This window comes from Marinomonas communis (assembly GCF_004363305.1).
In the GTDB taxonomy this organism is placed as follows: Bacteria; Pseudomonadota; Gammaproteobacteria; order Pseudomonadales; family Marinomonadaceae; genus Marinomonas; species Marinomonas communis.
This window is the reverse complement of sequence record NZ_SNZA01000003.1, coordinates 55298-75456: the sequence shown is the minus strand read 5'-3', so window position 1 is coordinate 75456 and position 20159 is coordinate 55298. Positions and strand designations below refer to the sequence as shown.

The window sequence follows — 20159 nt, the reverse complement described above, 5'->3', positions numbered from 1 at the left end:
CTCATCTAACGTGAGCCTTTAATCATCAGTGGCCGCCCAGATACGCCTCACGTACTTCAGGGTTTACCAGCAACTCTTCACCAGTCCCCGTGAGGCGAATCTCACCATTGACCATTACATAGCCACGGTCTGCAAGCTTCAGGGCATGGTTGGCGTTTTGCTCCACAAGGAAGATCGTCATGCCGGTGCTGGCCACATCTTCCAAGATCTTGAAGATCTGCTTAACAATGATCGGCGCCAATCCCAAGCTCGGCTCGTCCAGCAATAACAGCTTTGGACGACTCATCAACGCACGTGCGATAGCAAGCATTTGTTGCTCACCACCAGACATGGTGGATGCTCGTTGATTTCGGCGCTCTTTGAGGCGTGGAAACAGCTCAAACATACGCTGCATGTCTTCGTCACAATGCTCCATACCAATCGGTATCGTTCCCATCAAAAGGTTTTCTTCTACCGACATACCAGGAAATATGCGACGCCCCTCAGGTGATTGCGCTAAGCCATTTGACGCCACGTAATGGGCTGACTTTTGCGAGATGTCTTCGCCACGGTAAATAATCTGACCACTTGAGATTCTTGGCTGACCAAAGATCGACATCAACAAGGTGGATTTACCTGCACCGTTGGAGCCGATCATGGTAGCGATCTCACCTTCTTTGACATCTAGACTGACTTTTTTAAGGGCTTGAATCGGTCCGTAGTGAACATCAACATCTTTAAACTCTAATAGGGTTGTCATAGAGTCACCTCTTCACCTTCTTCAGCACCTAAATAAGCCGCGATGACTTTAGGATTTGATTTAATATCATCTGGACCACCTTTAGCGATCACCTCACCATGGTCCAGTACTACGATGTAATCGGAAATGTTCATAACCATCCCCATATCGTGCTCGATCAACAGCACCGTGGTGTTATGCTCATCCCTTAACACGCGAATCATGGAAGCCAATGCTTCCGTTTCCGATGGGTTAAGACCTGCAGCGGGCTCGTCCAAGCACACAATTTCAGGGTTCGTACACATCGCACGAGCGATTTCCAAACGACGCTGTTGGCCGTAAGAAAGCTCCCCCGCTAGACGGTTAGCAAACTCAGTCAAATGCACCACTTCAAGCCAATAAAAAGCACGTTGTAATGCTTCTTCTTCTGACTTTTGAAATGCTTTGGTATTTAGAATGCCGGACATCATGCCGCGGTTAACTCGCATGTGCTGAGCTACCAGTAGGTTTTCAACCACCGACATTTCTTTAAACAGACGAATGTTTTGGAAAGTACGCGCCAAACCAGCACGGTTGACCAAGTGCGATCCACCAAACATCTTATACTTCACACGCTCAAAGAAAGACGCTGGCGATGTGAAATCGCTGCCTTTAAATTTTTCACCCAGCACTTTTACAACACTGGTTTGCTTGCCGCCAGCATCCAATAAGATGCTACCACCAGTGGCTTTATAAAAGCCCGTTAGACAGTTGAATACTGTGGTTTTACCTGCACCATTTGGGCCGATTAACGCAGACACTGAGCCTCGTTTAATATCAAAGGTCACGTCATTAAGCGCTTTGATACCACCAAAGTGCATCACCAAGTTTTCAACTTTTAGAATGTTATCTTGGCTCATTTAACCGTCCCCTTTCTCGTCGCAAAACCAGTACGTGTGACACGTACCAAACCGCGAGGCTTCCAAATCATCATCACTACCATCAAAATACCGAACATCAAAACTCGGTAATCGGCGAACTCACGCAGCATTTCTGGCAGAACCGTCAAGACAAAGGCCGCGATCACAACCCCCACTGTCGAGCCCATACCGCCTAATACCACGATCGCCAATATCAAAGCAGATTCGAAGAAAGTGAACGATGACGGGTTAACGAAACCTTGATAAGTTGCAAAGAATACACCCGCTAAACCACCTGTTGAGGCACCTAGCATAAACGCTGACAACTTCACCAATACGTGGTTAAGACCAAGTGAACGACATGCGATTTCATCTTCACGTAATGCTTCCCAAGCACGACCAATTGGCATGCGCGTTAGTCGGTGTTTAACGTATAAAACCGCTAACACGACTAGGAACAATATCAAGTAGATAAAGATGTACTTGTAGGCCGAGTCATAAGGCAACCCAAAGAACTCGTGGAACGGCGTCCCTTCTTTCGAACGTCGCTTAAATTCCAAACCAAACAGCGTTGGTAGTGGCGCAGACACACCGTTTGGACCATGAGTGAATTCGGTCCAGTTTGTCAGTACTAGTCGGATAATTTCACCAAAGCCTAAGGTTACGATGGCTAAATAGTCACCGTGCATTCGTAGCACAGGGAAACCGAGTATCGCCCCAGAGATGGCCGCCATAATGGCTGCAAGTGGCAGCATTGACCAAAAGCCAAGTCCAAGGTTTTCATAACCAAGCGCTAAACCGTAAGCACCAATGGCATAAAAGCCTACGAAGCCTAAGTCTAACAAGCCAGCTAAGCCCACCACGATGTTCAAGCCCAAGCCTAAAAGAACGTAGATCAAGCCCAAAATTACGATGGTTAGCACATACTTAGACGCGATAAAAGGTGCGATTAAACCAATGACAATCACCAAAGGAATAATAAAACGCATTTTGCTTTTATAATCTGGTGCCGTAACCACAACCCCATCGTCTTTCGTAGACTGGCGGTATAAAAAGGCTTTACCAAACTCCGTTTGTGAGAACACAGACAAAGCAAAGCGCCCCGCCATGACCACTGCAACAATTGAGGCGACATCACCAGCACGTAAATTGAATTCATAGCCATCCAGTAGTACACCCACCACTGGGCCGAACACAATTAGTGCTAACAAGCCAGCGATGATGGTGTCTTTCACCGCCGCCGCTATGCTGATTCCATTTGTTTGTTGGCTCATTACACTTTCTCCACTTCAGGTTTACCCAGAAGACCACTTGGACGGAAAATCAAAATGATCACCAACAGAGAGAAAGAAAATACGTCTTTGTAGTCTGAAGAAATAAGGCCTGCGAAGAGCGCTTCTGATAGCCCTAGGATTACCCCACCGAGCATGGCACCAGGCAAGGAACCAATCCCACCTAATACCGCAGCGGTAAACGCTTTGATACCAATGATGAAGCCAACGTAGAAGTCGAATGCGCCGTAGTCCAGCGTAATCAGCACCCCAGCCAGCGCCGCCATAGCCGCACCAATAACGAAGACAGACGAGATGATTCGATCTGTATTGATACCTAAAATCGAAGCCATTTTACGGTCCTGCTGTGTCGCACGACACATACGTCCCAGCTTCGTTTTCTGAATAATGTAAGTGAGTACACCCATTCCTAAGAAGGCAGCGAACAGGATAAACAGTTTCATGTAAGTGATTTGCACGAAACCATCGCCCACATCGAAACGAATAGCACCTGTTAATAATGTAGGAACACCTTGCTGGCGAGCACCCTGTGAGATCTGCACATAGTTTTGCAGGATCAACGACATACCGATGGCAGAAATGAGTACCGAAAGTCGGCTAGAGTTACGAAGCGGTCTATAAGCCACTCGTTCTATTACCCATCCATAGGCGCCGGTTACGACGATAGTGAAAATAAGCGTCCCAAAAATAATGATCGGGAACGATTCCATACCAAAAAATGTAAGTAAGGCGATCGCAATAGCGGTGAGATAACTAGAGACCATGTACACATCACCATGGGCAAAGTTGATCATGCCGATGATGCCATAAACCATGGTATATCCAATTGCGATGAGCCCGTAAACAGAACCAAGTGTTAGGCCGTTTACTAACTGCTGAAGAACGATATCCATCGAAGAAAACCTCTAAGGGAATTGGAACAGGGGGAGTAAGAGGCGCTATCTAGCGCCTCTAAAATCAATCGATGGCGATGATTAGTTATCCATCATTGAGTATTTGCCGTTTGCATCCCACTCGTACATTACGTAGTCAGATACCAACAAGTCACCTTTATCGTCGAACTGCTTAGTTCCCATTACAGTGTCAACTTTGTTGCTGTGTAGCCATTCAGATGCAGCAACAGGATCAAGGTCGTTTGCACCTAAAGCAGAAGCCACGACTTGCATCGCAGTGTAAGAGTACATTACGTATCCTTCAGGCTCGATGCCTTCAGAACGGAATTGCTCAACCACTTCTTTACCAGCAGGGTATGAGGTTGGATCCGCACCAAATGTCATCAATACGCCATCTACGTATTCTGGAGAGCCAGCAACTGACACGAACTCATCCGACACGATACCGTCACCAGAGATAAATTTCGCTGTTAGACCTTGCTCACGCATTTGACGTACTAGTGGACCCGCTTCAGAGTGCAGACCACCGAAGTAGACTACGTCTGCGTCAACAGAACGAATTTTAGTCACAAGCGCGTTGAAGTCTTTCTCACCACGAGTCAAACCTTCGTATAGCACTTCTTCTAGGCCGTAGGCGTTCATTGTCGCCTTCATTGCATCCGCTAGACCTTTACCATAAGTGTCTTTGTCGTGAATGATGGCAACTTTCTTCGCACCTAAATCACCCACAATGTAGCTTGCTGCCACGTCACCTTGTTGGTCATCACGACCACAAACACGGAACACATTTGGTAGACCACGATCGGTCAGAGTAGGGTTTGTCGAAGCAGGCGTCACCATCAGTACACCAGCTTCTTCATAGATAGAAGACGCAGGGATAGAAGAAGACGAACAGAAGTGACCCACAACCGCCACGGCTTCATCTGAGTCAACCAGACGGTTAGCAATCGATACCGCCTGTTTTGGTTCACACGCATCGTCGGCTTTCACAAGCTTAATCATTTCGCCATTGATACCACCTTTCGCATTGATATCCATAGCGGCTTTTTCAGCACCACGCCATAGTTGCTCACCAAACGCTGCATAAGCGCCTGTGTGAGGACCCGCAACACCAATTACCACATCCGCTTGTGCAACAGCCGCCGCGCTTGCGACAGCTAATGAAATAAGCGTTTTTCTAACAACTGCTTTAGACATGCTATGAACTCCTACTCATTTTGGTTTTATCGTTATTCTAAAAATAGCAAGAAGCGTTCCAGAAACTCACATCCCTATAAATTGCTATAAAAATGCAAGAATCACGGAAATAGTTTTTAAATTGTGCACTACCAGTGAACACAAACCATACTCTTTGAATAAAAAGCGGTCAATAAGTGGGCAAGAAAATGAGAATATAGATTGAATAAAAAAGTATAAAAAATCAGACAAAAAGCCTGATAACAGGCTTTCGCATGAGATTTTTGACTGATATCAGTACCAAAATGCAGTCAAAAGTAAGAATCCAGCATGATAGTGACGAGGCTGAGCGCACAAATGTCGCTATTTTAGCAGCTGATTTATGGTCACTAATTGTGCAGAAAGCGGAGTATTTAATCGCTTTTGTAAGTAGTCAGTTGTTTCAGGATAAGGGTGCCCTATGGCGATAGCACTGCCATGTTCGTGAGCCTTTTTAAGTAGCTTTTGGAATTGTAAATCAATCGCCTTTTGCGTACGCACATTATCCAAAAATACGTCACGAGTCACTGTCGGCACGCCTCTCTCGGTAGCTACCACATGGGCCACGCTTTTAGCGCTGGTTAAGCTGTCAATAAAGAACAATGAACGCTCTGCCATAACATCCATGACCCACTCCATATGTTGTCTATGTGTGGTGAGCAAGCTACCCATATGATTATTAGCCCCTGTTACATTGGGCACGCTGTCTAAATCCGCACGCAGCGTTGCTTTAAAGGATTGTTCATCCATTTTGACATACAAGCCACCGGGGCCCAGTTTCAACTCGCGCTCATTTTCCATAGGGGCATGTAAAATGATGACGCGCTCCTGTAGCCTCGCTTTCTTTGCGGCTTTCTTAGCGTAGGGCGTTTCCGGTAAGATCGCCAACACGACAGGCAGTGGCAACGCCAATGAGGCATCCATCCCTCTCCGGTTATAACCCACATCATCGATGACCACCGCGATCTTAGGAGGCTTTGGTAAAGCATCCATTTCTGACATCGCGCTAGGTGAAATGACAGGATCTGCTGCTGTTGACTGCACCACCTCTTCTTTGGAAGACTTTTTAAATAAAGGCGGCCAAGGGTGCGACGCTTCTGGAGCAGGTAATACAAAAGGAAACATCCCTTTTGTTTGAGTATTAGATGGCACCTGATCTAACTTAGGAAAAGGCAACAAATCCTTTTGCGTCACATCTATCTCGTCTGCTCCAGCCCATGACCACGACGAAAAGCCTAACAAAACACCTAAAACAATACTGCGTTTAAACATTAATGAACCAAAAACTGCTGCGCACTCTGCAATACGGAAAACGCCTGAAATAATTGAAAATCGTTCGTCGCCAACTCGTTTAACTTATTGTCTACATCTGAGCTGGTGCGCTCTTTACCACCCGTACCGTTGCCAAGATGTCCTTTCAATTCGGCTTCTTTGATGAAAAAGCGCCCTTTTTCAACCTCTACTTTAGCCTGCGGGATAACCATATCAGGCATGATACCTTGCGCCTGAATTGAACGGCCATTAGGCGTGTAATAGAGAGCGGTGGTTAACTTGACTGCTGCACCACTGGTTAAAGGTACAACTGTCTGCACCGAGCCTTTACCGAATGTTTCAGTACCTAAAATCAAGCCACGCTGATGATCTTGAATCGCACCAGCCAACACTTCAGAAGCCGATGCAGAGCCTTCGTTCACCAACACGACTAACGGTGCATTTGGGAGCAAGGTTGTGTCGGCACTGGCTTTAAACTCTGTTTTTGAATACTCGTGTCGCCCATCCGTATAGACAATCATTCCCTCATCAATCAACGCATCGACCATACCAACCGCGCTCTGTAACACCCCGCCTGGGTTATTGCGCAAATCGATGATTAAACCTTTGATTGCATGCTCCGCCTGAAGCGACGTCAGCTCTTTCCTAAAGTCTTTGGCAGAGTTACCTAAAAACTGACTCACGCGAATGTAAGCAATGTCGTTGCCCAGCCATTCACTACTTAAACTGCTGTCTTCAATTTCCGCACGTTTGATTGAGTATTGTTTGATTTCACCATCGCGATCAATATCCAGTAAGACTTCCGTGCCCTGCTTGCCGCGCATCAAAGTCACGACTTCTTGCAAGCTGGTGCCCGATACCAACTGATCGTTAATACGTATAATGACATCCCCCGCTTTGATACCCGCCTTCGCGGCTGGGGAGTTATCAATCGGAGAGACCACGGTTAGTTTGCCTTCGACCATCTCAACTTCAATACCGATACCGGCATAGTTGCCTGAGGTTTGTTCATCAAATGCTTCAACTTCTTCTTTGGTCAGATATTCCGAGTGAGGGTCTAGCGAGGACACCATACCTTTAAGCGCTTTATTGAGGATCGCTTCATCATCCAAGGCTTCGACATAGCCTGCGCTAATGGTTTCGAAGGTTTCAACAAACGTCTGAATCTGCGCCAATGGGATCGGTGCTGGCTCAGCTTCCATTTCAGGTGCGGCCCAAGCAGAGTTCAGTAATAGTGCTCCAGCCACTCCCATGACTAGGTGACGAGTGAAAGCAACCATGTTCAAATCCTTATTCAATATTGATACTAGCCCTTACGAAGCCAAGACAGTGCTGAAACCGGCTCGCCATTATGACGGATGGCAAAAAACAGTCCGGATACATTTCGACCACCAGAACTGCCCGCTGTCGCAATGACATCGTTGGCGTTAACCCACTCTCCAACTTCTTTGAGTAAGCTTTGATTGTAGCCGTATAACGACATGTAGCCGCTGCCGTGATCCAAAATAATCAAGAAACCAAAACCACGCATCCAATCGGAAAACACCACTCGACCATGGTGTACTGCGCGGACATTGTCTCCAGTACTGGCTGCTAATGTGACGCCGCCTAAATTGATCTGTGAATTATCTGGCATACGTTTGATCACGTTAAGAGGCGGAATTAACTTTCCTTTTTGTGAGCCAAATGGGGTTTCTTGGTCAGGAATCTGTATATCTGCCAAGGCTTGCTCTAGTTGTTTTAGCAAGGACTGCATTTGCGCCTGGTCTTGCTGCAAGCGTTTGGCTTTTTGATCCCCAGAATTTAAATCAGTTTCAATTTTCGCCAATATTTTTTCACGTTGGCTTTGTTCTTCGCGTACTCGCGCTTGCTGTTTTTCCAGGTCAGACTGCTCTTGAACCATTTGAGCGCGTTGGCTACGAATGCTTTTCTCGATCAAATTAAGATCATCGACTTCTGAACTAAAGCCGTTGATAAGAGACTGGCGGGCAGTGGAAAAGTAGCGGTTGTAGTGGATTAAGCGCATGGACTCATCGACAGGGAGGTCATCCAGTAGGAAGCGAACGCCTTCGCTGCTACCAGAACGATAAACCGCCCGAAGTTGGGCGGCTATCTGTTGGTATTGCTGTTGAATGCTTTGCTGAAGACTGCGTTGCTGCGTTTGCAAGTTCTGCAGTTGCTGCGCCCCTTTTTCTAAGCTTTTTTGTAACTCCAAAATTCGCTTAGACAAGTCATTAATCGTTTTCTCTTTGCTTTCAAGCTGTTGTTCGACACTCGAACGTTCGCTTTTAAGCTCTTTGAGCCAACCATTTAACTTAGCCAGATCTTGCTGTAACGCTTGGATCTGCTGGCGTGCTTCTTCGGGTGTTTTCGGTTCCGCTGCCCAGCTTGCGCTGGACAACATAACCATGAGCATCAACAAACAGGCTTTAAACCCCATGATGATTCCCTTTGTCATTAATTAAGAGCGTACCAATAGACTGTGGCCCGTCATCTCTGCAGGCACATCCATGCCCATCATCTCTAGCAAGGTCGGTGCGATGTCACATAAAGCGCCTTCCTTGATAGACCAGTTTGACTCTGATGTCACCAACACTAGTGGCACTGGCTCAAGTGTATGAGAAGTCAGCGGCTGCGTGCCATCGTCACTTAACATTTGTTCAACGTTACCGTGGTCGGCCGTAATCAAACATTGGCCACCATTTTTCTCAAGCGCCACAAGAATACGACCCAAACATGCATCCACAGCTTCCACTGCAGCAACAGCCGCTTCGAAGATACCACTGTGGCCAACCATATCGCCGTTCGCAAAGTTGCAGATGATGGTGTCGTATTTGCCCGCTTCGATCACTTCAACCAGCTTGTCAGTGACTTCTGGCGCGCTCATTTCCGGTTTTAGATCGTATGTTGCGACATCAGGAGATGGAATCAATTCACGTTCTTCGCCATCAAACACCGCTTCTTCCCCACCGTTAAAGAAGAAGGTAACGTGAGCGTACTTCTCTGTCTCAGCGATGCGAAGTTGCTTTTTACCTGTTTTCGACAGCACTTCACCGAGTGTGTTACTCAATGCCACAGGCGGGTAAGCAACTGACGCATTGATGTCTGAAGCATATTCGGTAAACGTCACAAAACCTGCAAGCTTTGGTACTGCTTTGCGTTCAAAGCCAGAAAAGTCCGCGTCAGTAAAGGCACGAGTTAATTGACGCGCACGGTCAGGACGGAAGTTAGCAAAAATCACCGCATCGCCATCTTCAATCGCAACCGATTCGCCAATGACAGTCGCTTTTACGAACTCATCGTTTTCATCACGCTCGTACGCCGCATCAATAGCAGCTTTAGCCGACTCAGCTTGGTACTCGGCTTGGCCAAGTACAATAGCGTTGTAAGCTTGCTCAACACGCTCCCAACGATTATCACGGTCCATCGCAAAGTAACGTCCCGTTAGCGAAGCAATACGGCCTACGCCAAGATCTGACAATTTAGCGTCGATCTCTGCAAGCGGGCCTTGAGCGGAACGCGGTGGTGTGTCACGACCGTCGGTAAAGCCATGAATGTAAATGGCTTTCGCCCCTTGGCGCGCAGCCAATTCACTCATTGCCATAATTTGTTCGTGGTGACTGTGTACACCACCAGGAGAAACAAGACCAAGAATATGAACGGCTTTACCCGCCGCCACAGCTTTGTTGACGGCCTCAAGCAGGGCTTCATTTTCAAAGAAGCTACCATCGTCGATGGCTTTGCTGATACGCGTAAAGTTTTGGTAGACCACACGCCCTGCACCTAGGTTCATATGACCTACTTCAGAGTTACCCATTTGACCTTCAGGTAGACCGACCGCCATACCTGATGTCTTGATCAGCGTATGAGGACGCTCGCCCCAAAGCTTATCCCAGTTAGGCGTGTTCGCAGCTGCGATCGCATTCGATGTAGAGGTTTCGCTGTAACCCCATCCGTCTAAAATAAATAATGCCGTGGTTTTCTTGTTCATAATTACGTATCCCGATCTGTAATTTGGCCATTACATCGATACTACCATAGGCGTCCTAGAGCTTTACAGCCAAGGACCGCCTATGGACGTAATTAATTCTTACTAACGCCTGCTACGCTATTCAACAGCCAATCGCGGAAGGTCACGACCTGCTCGAGGTCAGCCTTATCGCCGGGATAAGACAGAAGGTATTCATGAGGTGTATCAATCGGTGCACCAAAAGGTGCGATAAGTGAGCCGTCTAACAGACTTTGCTCGGCAATAATGGTTGGTAAAATCGCCACGCCCATACCATGCTTCGCCGCTTCTAACAGCATATGAAAATGGGCAAAAGCAGGGCCAGCTAGAGAATCACTCTCTAAATCATGGGCCGCTAACCAATCTGGCCAGCCATTGATTCGTGATGAGAGATGCAACAGAGGGTATTCAAGAGCATGCCCAGCGCTAAAGGAGGAACTGTCAGCCCCATCCAATAAACTTGGCGCACAGACTGCGACCACTTGCTCATTCAACAGATGATGACTCACCGCCCGAGGCCAATGATCACCGCCATAATGCAAGATAATATCAATACTTTCAGGGTCGATTTTTGCCGCATCATCGAGGGAGCGAACTTTAATTTGAAACTGTGGGTGCAATTTCTGGAAAGCGACTAATTTAGGCATGAGCCAGTAGGACGCAAAGGTTGGCAATGAGGAGATAGTCAGCGTGGTTTTTTCATCTTCTCGATGCAACATACGCAAACTCGCATTTTCCATGCTGTCCAGTAATGGCACGACTTCTTTGTAATAGGCTGCGCCTGTGCTGGTCAAAACAAGACGTTTATTCAATCGAATAAACAAATCACGGGACAAGAACTCTTCCAAGTTACGTATTTGTCGGCTGACCGCACTCTGCGTTAGGTGAAGCTCCTGCGCTGCACGGGTAAAGCTAAGATGTCTAACAGACGCTTCGAAACATTTTAGCGCTGTGGAAGAGGGGATGTATCTCCGCATTCGTTTGCCATTATTACATTGAAGTTAGGGAAAGGCTGTAACTGTACCGCAAGTCTCAGCATTCGCCTATTATGACCGGAAAGGAATGCGTTGTAATTACGCATTCCTTTGTTTTTATTGCGAAATCATCCGGCCCAAAGATTAGCCAATAACATGCGTACGTTGGCCAACGTGATAGGTGTGAGCGCCCACTTCATAAAACATGCGTTTTACTTCGCGCAAAGGAATATCACGCAATGTTGTCATCGGGGCAGAAAGACTATCACGACGGTCGGTAAACCATTCCGCTAGCTCTTTGCCCATAATGGTACCTGGGCCAATGCCGCGACCACTGTAACCCGCCACACTGAACAAGCCACGCTGCAACTGTTGGCAGTGAGGCAAGTGGTCTTCACTGTAAGCGATCTTACCGGTCCAGCTAAACTCCCACTCTACTTTTTGCAGCACAGGCCATAGCTCTTTAACACGCTGAGACGCCCAGCTTGCATGGTAATGCTTTTCGCCGCCCATACCGCCAAACACAAGACGACCTTGTTGGTCCATACGGAACGAGCTCATCACCGTACAAGTGTCCCAGCAGCCTTCTTTGTTTGGCAAAATCACATCCAACTGCTCTGGTGTTAGAGGCTTCGTCGCAAGCTGACTGTAGAAAATCGGGACAAACTTACGTGCTTGGTCTTTTACGCCGTATTCGCCGTAAGCATTGGTCGCCAAGATAACACGTTGTGCTTTGAGACTTCCGGTCGCGGTTTTCACGATCCAGCCCTCTCCCTCAGGCGTAATGCTTTCGACGGGAGACTGATCAAACAGCTGAGCACCCTCTTTGACTGCCGCATGAGCCAACCCGCGGGCATAACCCAAGGGTTGGATCGTTCCGGCACGAGGATCAAACAGTGCCGAATTGAATTTTTCAGAACCAATACGCGCCTGCGCATCCGCTGTATTTAATAGCTCAACGGGCGCTCCGCGTCGTTGCATCTGCTCACAACGACGTTGTAGCTGCGTCAAACCTGCTTTGCCAACGCCACAGTGCAAGGTACCGTTGCGAGTTGCTTCACACTCAATGCCATATTCTTCGATAAGACCATAGACATAATCTGGTGCCACAGCTAAGGCATCGTATAAGGCTCGCCCTGCTTCTGCACCCAACTGGCGATCTAAGTCATCCGGCTCCAACCAAAGACCCGCATTAGCCAAACCAACATTGCGTCCAGAACCACCAAAACCTACTTCAGCGGCTTCTACCAGTGCCACTGAGACACCAAACTTAGCCAAATGAAGGGCCGCTGACAGACCGGTAAAACCACCGCCAACGATGGCCACATCGACGTCTAGATCCTGATCTAACGCATTAAGAGTGGGAGCAGCCGGCGCACTGGCGCGCCACAGAGAGTCACAAGGTTGCAAAGACATAGAGACGACCTCTTAAACAAAACAGGCAAATAAAAGACTCAAACCAAAATAGGCGAGCAAGCACTCGCCTATTTCACCACTGGAACGCGGGTATCGATTATTCGAACACGATACCTTGTGCCAGAGGCAGATCACCACCGTAGTTGATCGTGTTTGTCGTACGGCGCATGTAGTTACGCCATGCATCAGAACCTGACTCACGACCGCCGCCAGTCTCTTTCTCACCACCGAACGCACCACCGATTTCAGCACCAGAAGTACCGATGTTAACGTTGGCAATACCACAGTCGGAGCCTGCAGGAGACATAAACAATTCTGCTTCACGCATACTTTCTGTGAATACCGCAGAAGACAGGCCTTGTGGCACTTCGTTTTGGATCTCAATTGCTTCTTCGAAGTTGCTGTACGTTAGTACGTACATGATTGGCGCGAAGGTTTCTTCATGAACAATTGGCGCATCGTGAGCAATACGAACAATCGCAGGCTTCACATAGAAACCACCTGCTGGAACACCGTCAGTCACACGGTCACCACCGCAGATGATCTCGCCGCCTTGAGCCTTCGCTGCTTCTAGTGCATTTTGCATGCGCGCAAAGCTGCCTTCATCGATAAGTGGCCCAACTAGGTTGCCTTCTTCTAGTGGGTTACCAATGCGTAATGTGCCGTAAGATTTCGCCACACGCTCAACCAAACCATCCACAATCGATTCGTGGGCAATCAGACGACGCAGTGTTGTACAACGTTGGCCTGCTGTACCCGCTGCTGAGAAGACGATCGCACGCAATGCAAGATCAAGATCCGCCGTTTCAGACACGATCATAGCGTTGTTGCCGCCAAGCTCTAGTAGAGAACGACCTAGACGTGCAGCAACGGTTTGCGCAACCGCTTTACCCATTGCCGTAGAACCTGTCGCAGAAACCAGAGGGAAAACAGGGCTTGAAGAAATCGCTTCGCCTAAATCACGGCCACCGATCATGACACTAACAGACGCTTTTGGGATGTCTGGCATCTCAGCGATAACGTTTTGTGCGATTTGGTACATGGCTAAGGCACAAAGCGGCGCTTTTTCAGAAGGCTTCAATAGGATTGGGTCGCCACAAACTAGACCTAGCATCGCGTTCCATGCCCAAACTGCCATCGGGAAGTTAAACGCAGTGATCACAGCAACCGGACCAAGAGGTTGCCATTGTTCCATCATGCGGTGCCCTGGACGCTCAGAAACGATAGATAGACCGTGTAGCATGCGCGATTGACCGACAGCGAAGTCACACACATCGATCCATTCCTGAACTTCACCTAGTGCTTCAGGCAAAATCTTACCGGCTTCTAGGGAGATCACTTGCGCCAATTCGTTTTTGTATTTGCGCGCTTCTTCACCGATACGGCGAACCAATTCACCACGGCGTGGTGCTGGGATAACACGTAGTGCTTTAAATGCTTCTTGAAGTTCAGCATTCACGGCATCAAGCTGTGCTGGCGTCGCGTTGTTAAATTGCGACAACTTAGCGCCATCGATTGGGCTGTGTGCAGAGAATGCAGCGCCTTGGCCCAACGTTACTTGGTTACCGGTTAGGACACTGTAAAAAGTATCGCCCTGCTTTAGCGTATTAACGCCCAATGTTTCTAAACAAGCTAATGTCATGGTTAAACCTCATTAAGTGTTTTTCATTTCAATGAGATTCACAGTACTCTCATGACCTATCGATGAGAAATATTGATTTTATACCTTAGGTCTAGCTTTTTCCTATAACCAAACCCATACTAACGAAAAACATAGACCTCCAAGGGGATTATTCATGGACATTCGCTCCTTGCGCTACTTCATTGCCGTATTCGAAGAACGCAGTCTAAGCGGCGCGGCAAAGCGTTGTTTCGTTGCACAACCCTCCATTTCTGCCACCCTAGCGCAACTCGAAGACGACCTTGGTACACAGTTATTCGTGCGTCACTCCAAAGGCGTCACCGCCACCGACAGTGGCGCGCAGCTGTATCCTCAGGCGTGTAAAATGGTCAATGATATGAATGCCCTAAGAAGCATGTTCTCCGATTCCAGTGCACCATTGGAGCTGTCCATTTCACTCGCGCCATTCTTATCCGGAGCCCTCGTATCACAAGTATTAAAAACCCTATTGGATGAAATCCCTGGCCTCACATTCAACCTAGTGGACGAATCGGAACAGGCAGACCTACGATTTACTTGTAACAGCTACACCAGCGAAGACGATGTGTTTTATCCCCTTTGGGAAGACAACTATGTCATCGCCATGAACAACGACCACTGGCTAGCAGAGTTTCCTTCTCTTTCGATTAAACAAATCGACAAACTGGCGTTTATTTCTCGTAAGCCCTGCGACATCCAAGAATCTTGGAATTATCTGATGCAAAAGCAAGGGGTCGTCATGGACGTGCGGGCGCAGGTCAAAACAGAGGAATACGCCCTCGACTTAGTGGCAGCAGGATTGGGGATTTCCTTAATTCCAGAACACTCTCTGCGTGAGCGTAAAGACGTGGTCATCCGACCGATTAATGACGTCACGCTAAAACGCGTGGTCGGCATCGCGCACTCTAAGCAAACCAGCTTCCCTGCTCATTTGATCAATACGATCTTAAGTGTGAAGCAACAATTACTGAGCAACCATTTGTAGTGAGCTAAGCTTGAGTAAAAAGCATTCATCAAACTTAATGCATGAATTTTAAGTATGACAAAATGCTTTTTTACCTTTTGCACGGAAGCAAATGGCGGCCTAAAGTGGCGTTATCGGCCAATCGCCAAACTTATAAAAACAGGAGAGCCTCATGCAAGTTAATCAATTTTTCGCATCACTTTGGGACACTTACACCGACATCGCCCCACAAGCTGAACGCATTCAAGCACTATTCAAAAGCCACGGCGAAGAAGTGATCAACGACCACATCGCCTTCCGTACATTTGCCCACTCACCGGTTTCTTTGGAAAAGCTACAACCTATCTTTGAAGAAATGGGTTACGAAGCCTACGGTGCGTTCCGCTTTGAATCCAAGCACCTGAAAGCCCGTTGCTACAAACACACATCCGAAGTGGATGCGCCAAAAATCTTCTTATCCGAGCTACTGACCGAAGAGCTACCACAAGAATGCCAAGACATTATTGCTAAACTGGTTGCGCAAATCCCAGAAGACGCGGCCTCTGATCCGGCTGTATTTTGGAAAAAACGTCTATGGGATGTTCCTTCACTAGAAGATTACCTAACACTTGTGGAACACAGTGAATACGCTGCTTGGTTAAGCACCATGGGGATGCAAGCCAACCACTTCACCGTCAGCATCAACCACCTGAAGAAATTCCCAACCATCGAAGCCGTTAACCAACTGCTGCAAGATGAGGGCTACACATTGAACAGCACTGGCGGCCTAATCAAAGGCTCTCCAGAGCTTTACCTACAGCAGTCTTCCACTATGGCAGATAAAATTGACGTGACCTTTGCTGGTGGTGAAACACGCACGATCCCAAGCTGCTTCTATGAATTCGCCTTACGTCACAAACAAGCTGATGGCACATTGTTTGACAGCTTTATCGAAGGCAACGCAGATAAAATCTTCGACTCAACTAACACTAAATAAGCACTCTCTAGCGTGAGTACAAAGTGTTTTTTACGGCCCTTTAAAGGGCCGTATTTCATTGTAGGCGAGGCACTTCTACTTGCAGCGAGAAGGTAAAGGAAGCTTGTGCCAGCTCCTTGCCCGCATAATAAAACACCTCAACGGTACGGGGGATATCAGACGACGCAGACGACAAGTTCAACACCTCCTGCCCTTCTATATAAAGCGTCCCTAGTTCATTCCACACCACATCCAACAAAACCTTTGTCCCATCTTGAGCAATAAACGCCCATTTGGTTTGTTCCGCTCGATAAAGACTCAAAGGAGATGCCTGAAAACGTCGCTGTTGATGATCACGAATCTCTGAGATGTTTAACAACGCCAAATCACCGGTTTGTGGATGCTGTTTTCGCTCGGACACACGCAGATCCAGTTCAGACAGAGCTGATTTAGCTATCTCAATATTGCGCATATTCTGCTGGTGAATCGCCGCTTGACCCGCTTTAGCACTACTGACCAAGGGTGCCCCTTGCTCAAGGGCGGGAACCACATGCGCCCTCTGCCAAAGACTGTCTAACAACTGCGCTAACTGAACTTGCTGCTGCTCACGGGTTTGCTTAAAACTCTGCTGGGAAGACAAGCTCTGACAGGCCGTCAATGACACCATCAAAAGAATGCAACAAACGCCTTTTATACTCTTTAAAGAAAGGATCGACGTTGAAATAAAGCGCATCCAGCGCCAACAAAAAACAGCCACAGAATTCTTCCTGATCGCAAGTAGACAGGGCTTTAGTATGTACCCTAATCACGCACCGTGTATAATGCTTCGCAGTTTTTTTATAGGCTTAAATACAAATGATGAATCAACTAATTGAATTTTCTATTAACCATTGGGAAATGGTCGCAGTATTTGTTGCCATTGCTGCCACACTGATCTTCGTTGAAACTCGCGGCGGCGCACGTGGCCTGACCAGCGCAGCAGCAACGAACTTGATCAACGACAAAGACGCAGTGGTTGTGGACATTCGCCCAGCGAATGAATTCCGCACTGGTCACCTAACAGGATCTATCAACATCCCTTCTGCGAAGTTAAAAGATTCTGCTAGCACCCTAGAAAAACACAAATCGTCCCCCATTATCTTAGTTTGCAAAACTGGTATGACAGCGGGTTCAAGTGCAAAAGAACTGATCAAATCAGGCTACGATGTGTACAAGCTGCAAGGCGGCATCACAGAATGGCAAAACGCTGGTCTACCACTCGTTAAAAAATAATCATGAGGTCCGCTATGGCGAATATCACAATATATTCAAGTAATTACTGCCCATTTTGCTTTCGCGCAAAGCAGTTATTGCAACACAAACAAGCGGACTTCAATGAGATTTGTGTCGATGGCGATCACGCTGCTCGTCAGGAAATGACAGTAAAAAGTGGCCGCCACACCGTGCCACAAATTTGGATTGGAGAACGTCATGTAGGTGGTTGCGACGACCTATTTGCGCTCGAAAGTGCAGGCGAGCTTGACGCTTTGCTTGCCTCTAACTAAAACACCAAGGAACTATCATGGCTGAAGAAAACAACCAAGCTCAACCACAACTACAAATTCAACGTATCTTCCTAAAAGACGTGTCTTTCGAATCGCCACGTTCTCCTCTTATCTTCCAAGAAGAGTGGAAGCCAGAAGTAGGCCTTGAGCTAAACACTAAAAGCCGTCAAGTTGGTGAGAACCTGTACGAAGTGGTTCTAGACATCACTGTTAACGTTAAAAACAACGACGAGCCAGCTTACCTAGTTCAAGTTCAGCAAGGTGGCCTATTCACCATCGCTGGTTTTGAAGAGCGTCAACTTCACCACGCACTGGGTGCATTCTGCCCAGGCACATTGTTCCCATACGCTCGTGAAGCAATCGACTCTGTGATCGCTAAAGGCAGCTTCAACCCAGTGATGCTTGCACCGATCAACTTCGACGCACTGTACCTAGAAAACCTACAGCAACAACAGCAAGCGACTGAAACTGCTCAGTAATCGCTACTGTTTTAAGGTTTAATAAAAAATCCGATTGAGGCGACTCAATCGGATTTTTTTGTGGGTGTTTGTTGGAGGCTGTACGACCCGACTCTGCTCGGGGAAGTGGTCTATCTGTCTTGATGCATCGATGTTACCGCGTCCCTTGTACGACCGCGCTGCGCGCGGGAACCGCTCTCAGCTCAAATGCGCCAACGCCTTAATCTTCACCGCCTTCTCAAAATGATCCAACTGGTGCGTTCTAATCCACCACTCCGCGGCTTCCATCAGCAACTCAGGATCGTCGTTTTTATTTTTGAAGAATGCATAGAACGAAATACCAACGCCCTCGCCTTTGGTGGCGATTTTCTTGTCACAGACTTCAATGATTTTGGATTTTAAGATTGGGGTCATGGTGTTTTTTTAGTGAATCAGAGGTTTCCGTTGGGTTGGCAAGCACAAAAGAGTCCATTCCTGTTTTTCCTTGTAAGAGACACTTGATGCTCTGCTAGCAGCCTAGAACGCATATCCGTGCTTAGGCTCTTCGATTGTGTATGGCATGTTTATTGGTTGCTAATGCCCAAACCTACGGCTAGCTTTAGCTAGTCCACTGGATTTGCTTGTTAACTGCTCATCGCGACTAACTGAATAATCTCGTACATGTATGTCCTTGCGAGCTTTCTTGATAGAAGTTGCAAATTGAATTACATATTCACGGTCATTCTTCAGCTGCAATTCTCTATCACTTATATCGCTACTAAATACTTTTACAAAAAAGCTTATGACTTGATTCATGCCACACTCCTAGATTTGTTTGTGTGAAACTCATACTGCCACTTCTTAATTGAGTTTAATGTAAGTTCTAAATCTATTCTTCGACAAATATCCGAAAAAATTTCTGATATAGCTTCGGATTGTTGTTCATCCAAAGGGTCACATAGCCTACGACCATAAGTCACAATTGAAATGATGTAGTTATCTCTGTAGTCACTGTTAATAGTGAAAGCAGGATAGCAAAAAACACTGCCATCTCCGGTACGATTATCCCTTTCGGACAAGTAGTATTTTCCCTTTTTGTGGGCTTGCCTTTTACATGCATGGAAAACAGGCTCTCCAATCGAAAGACACTCTGCAGCAGCAGACTTCCCTTCGATCAGTTTGATCGCTTTTGTATGCTTCCAACTTCGATTAGTCTCGTATTCATAATACCAAGTGTCACTTTGGGGGTCATTGTGCATTATTGTTATGCAAATTTGATTACGTTTAAGGGAAAAATTGTTTAGTAAAAGCGACTCAATTTCGCCTAAAATTAAGTTTATTTGCTCTTTAGGTTGAGTAATCTGTTTGAAAGTATTTCCATTTGGCTTTAACTTCCCAGATTCGTCTTTAAATCTATCTAACTTTTTTTGTACCACTCTTGTGGTAAGCAGTGCAAAGCCTTCAAGAAATTTTTTGTAAGCATCCCCAGATTGGTCTTCATACCAATCCGCAATTCCTCGGACTAGTAAAGCTAGCAATGAAACAACAATTAAGATTGAGAATGCTACTTCATGCTTATCTGTATTGTTTTTTATTATATCCCATTGCTCTCCCCATACATCTAATGTAATGAAGTATGCACCTGTCAAACCTGGCAAGAATACTTGTAAAAACCTGTTTCTTATTGTTCTGACTACTGTGTTTTCATAAAGAGCTTTTCTGAAAAGCTTTCTATAAAAATACCTATATTTTTCAAAGACTAAGCTAAACAACCAAATAGAAATCACCCCTGCTAAGATAATAATCTGGTTGTTTGATACATTTTCCAATCTTATATGTCCTTTAGTATATTCTATTTAACCACAAAGCTACGAAGCAGCAGCTAACGCCCGCATAACCGGTGAGTACTGC

General features: G+C 46.8%; 21 protein-coding genes. 5 read left to right on the top strand and 16 right to left on the bottom strand.

The genetic code is table 11. The features are described from left to right. Window positions 1-25: 25 nt before the first annotated feature. The 12 genes from C8D85_RS09400 to amaB all read right to left on the bottom strand — a co-directional run bounded on the left by C8D85_RS09400 (window position 26) and on the right by amaB (window position 14330). Complete coding sequence (locus C8D85_RS09400; protein WP_133562022.1) at window positions 26-739, bottom strand: ABC transporter ATP-binding protein; 714 nt, start codon at window positions 737-739, stop codon at window positions 26-28. Next, entirely contained in the window at window positions 736-1617 is an 882-nt protein-coding gene (locus C8D85_RS09395) for an ABC transporter ATP-binding protein (protein ID WP_133562020.1), read from the bottom strand. Before C8D85_RS09395 ends, C8D85_RS09400 begins: the two co-directional genes overlap by 4 nt. Beyond that, window positions 1614-2891, bottom strand: coding sequence for a high-affinity branched-chain amino acid ABC transporter permease LivM (gene livM, locus C8D85_RS09390; protein ID WP_133562018.1), 1278 nt, complete (start codon window positions 2889-2891; stop codon window positions 1614-1616). The genes C8D85_RS09395 and livM overlap by 4 nt, the downstream gene beginning before the upstream one ends. Next, entirely contained in the window at window positions 2891-3802 is a 912-nt protein-coding gene (locus tag C8D85_RS09385) for an ABC transporter permease subunit (RefSeq protein ID WP_133562016.1), read from the bottom strand. Before C8D85_RS09385 ends, livM begins: the two co-directional genes overlap by 1 nt. Before the next feature lie 81 nt (window positions 3803-3883). Next, entirely contained in the window at window positions 3884-4999 is a 1116-nt protein-coding gene (locus C8D85_RS09380; RefSeq protein ID WP_133562014.1) for a branched-chain amino acid ABC transporter substrate-binding protein, read from the bottom strand. A gap of 342 nt (window positions 5000-5341) precedes the next feature. Continuing rightward, a complete protein-coding gene (locus C8D85_RS09375) occupies window positions 5342-6289 on the bottom strand; it encodes a divergent polysaccharide deacetylase family protein (protein ID WP_133562012.1) in 948 nt (315 codons plus the stop codon). After that, complete coding sequence (locus C8D85_RS09370; protein WP_228191475.1) at window positions 6289-7569, bottom strand: S41 family peptidase; 1281 nt, start codon at window positions 7567-7569, stop codon at window positions 6289-6291. Before C8D85_RS09370 ends, C8D85_RS09375 begins: the two co-directional genes overlap by 1 nt. Before the next feature lie 26 nt (window positions 7570-7595). After that, complete coding sequence (locus tag C8D85_RS09365) at window positions 7596-8729, bottom strand: murein hydrolase activator EnvC family protein (RefSeq protein ID WP_133562010.1); 1134 nt, start codon at window positions 8727-8729, stop codon at window positions 7596-7598. A 21-nt stretch (window positions 8730-8750) separates the two neighbouring features. Continuing rightward, complete coding sequence (gene gpmI, locus C8D85_RS09360) at window positions 8751-10280, bottom strand: 2,3-bisphosphoglycerate-independent phosphoglycerate mutase (RefSeq protein WP_133562007.1); 1530 nt, start codon at window positions 10278-10280, stop codon at window positions 8751-8753. 92 nt (window positions 10281-10372) lie between these two features. Further along, entirely contained in the window at window positions 10373-11275 is a 903-nt protein-coding gene (locus C8D85_RS09355; RefSeq protein ID WP_133562005.1) for a LysR substrate-binding domain-containing protein, read from the bottom strand. A 141-nt stretch (window positions 11276-11416) separates the two neighbouring features. Further along, complete coding sequence (locus C8D85_RS09350) at window positions 11417-12688, bottom strand: NAD(P)/FAD-dependent oxidoreductase (RefSeq protein ID WP_133562003.1); 1272 nt, start codon at window positions 12686-12688, stop codon at window positions 11417-11419. Between the two features lie 97 nt (window positions 12689-12785). Next, window positions 12786-14330: an L-piperidine-6-carboxylate dehydrogenase gene (gene amaB, locus C8D85_RS09345; protein WP_133562001.1), complete on the bottom strand. Its 1545-nt coding sequence runs from the start codon at window positions 14328-14330 to the stop codon at window positions 12786-12788. 154 nt (window positions 14331-14484) lie between these two features. Here amaB and C8D85_RS09340 point away from each other — a divergent pair, with 154 nt between their 5' ends. Further along, window positions 14485-15333, top strand: coding sequence for a LysR family transcriptional regulator (locus C8D85_RS09340; protein ID WP_133561999.1), 849 nt, complete (start codon window positions 14485-14487; stop codon window positions 15331-15333). Between the two features lie 151 nt (window positions 15334-15484). Next, complete coding sequence (locus C8D85_RS09335; RefSeq protein ID WP_133561997.1) at window positions 15485-16288, top strand: DUF1338 domain-containing protein; 804 nt, start codon at window positions 15485-15487, stop codon at window positions 16286-16288. A 55-nt stretch (window positions 16289-16343) separates the two neighbouring features. On the opposite strand, the gene C8D85_RS09330 is transcribed toward C8D85_RS09335, so the two are convergent. Continuing rightward, window positions 16344-17024: a hypothetical protein gene (locus C8D85_RS09330; protein ID WP_133561995.1), complete on the bottom strand. Its 681-nt coding sequence runs from the start codon at window positions 17022-17024 to the stop codon at window positions 16344-16346. 98 nt (window positions 17025-17122) lie between these two features. Here C8D85_RS09330 and C8D85_RS09325 point away from each other — a divergent pair, with 98 nt between their 5' ends. Genes C8D85_RS09325 through secB form a run of 3 tightly spaced genes read left to right on the top strand, consistent with a single transcriptional unit; the run spans window position 17123 to window position 18290 of the window. Beyond that, window positions 17123-17539 carry a rhodanese-like domain-containing protein gene (locus C8D85_RS09325; protein WP_133561993.1) on the top strand — a complete coding sequence of 139 codons (417 nt, stop codon included), beginning with the start codon at window positions 17123-17125 and terminating at the stop codon, window positions 17537-17539. A gap of 14 nt (window positions 17540-17553) precedes the next feature. Next, window positions 17554-17811: a glutaredoxin 3 gene (grxC, locus tag C8D85_RS09320; RefSeq protein WP_133561991.1), complete on the top strand. Its 258-nt coding sequence runs from the start codon at window positions 17554-17556 to the stop codon at window positions 17809-17811. A 17-nt stretch (window positions 17812-17828) separates the two neighbouring features. After that, window positions 17829-18290, top strand: coding sequence for a protein-export chaperone SecB (secB, locus tag C8D85_RS09315; protein WP_133561989.1), 462 nt, complete (start codon window positions 17829-17831; stop codon window positions 18288-18290). A 177-nt stretch (window positions 18291-18467) separates the two neighbouring features. Here the strand turns inward: secB and C8D85_RS09310 are convergent, their stop codons facing one another. From C8D85_RS09310 to C8D85_RS09300, 3 genes are all read right to left on the bottom strand, one after another. Beyond that, window positions 18468-18683 carry a DUF6500 family protein gene (locus C8D85_RS09310; RefSeq protein WP_133561987.1) on the bottom strand — a complete coding sequence of 72 codons (216 nt, stop codon included), beginning with the start codon at window positions 18681-18683 and terminating at the stop codon, window positions 18468-18470. Window positions 18684-18842: 159 nt separating this feature from the next. Then, window positions 18843-19064, bottom strand: coding sequence for a hypothetical protein (locus C8D85_RS09305; protein WP_133561986.1), 222 nt, complete (start codon window positions 19062-19064; stop codon window positions 18843-18845). After that, entirely contained in the window at window positions 19061-20077 is a 1017-nt protein-coding gene (locus C8D85_RS09300) for a hypothetical protein (RefSeq protein WP_133561984.1), read from the bottom strand. The genes C8D85_RS09305 and C8D85_RS09300 overlap by 4 nt, the downstream gene beginning before the upstream one ends. Between the last annotated feature and the right edge of the window lie 82 nt (window positions 20078-20159).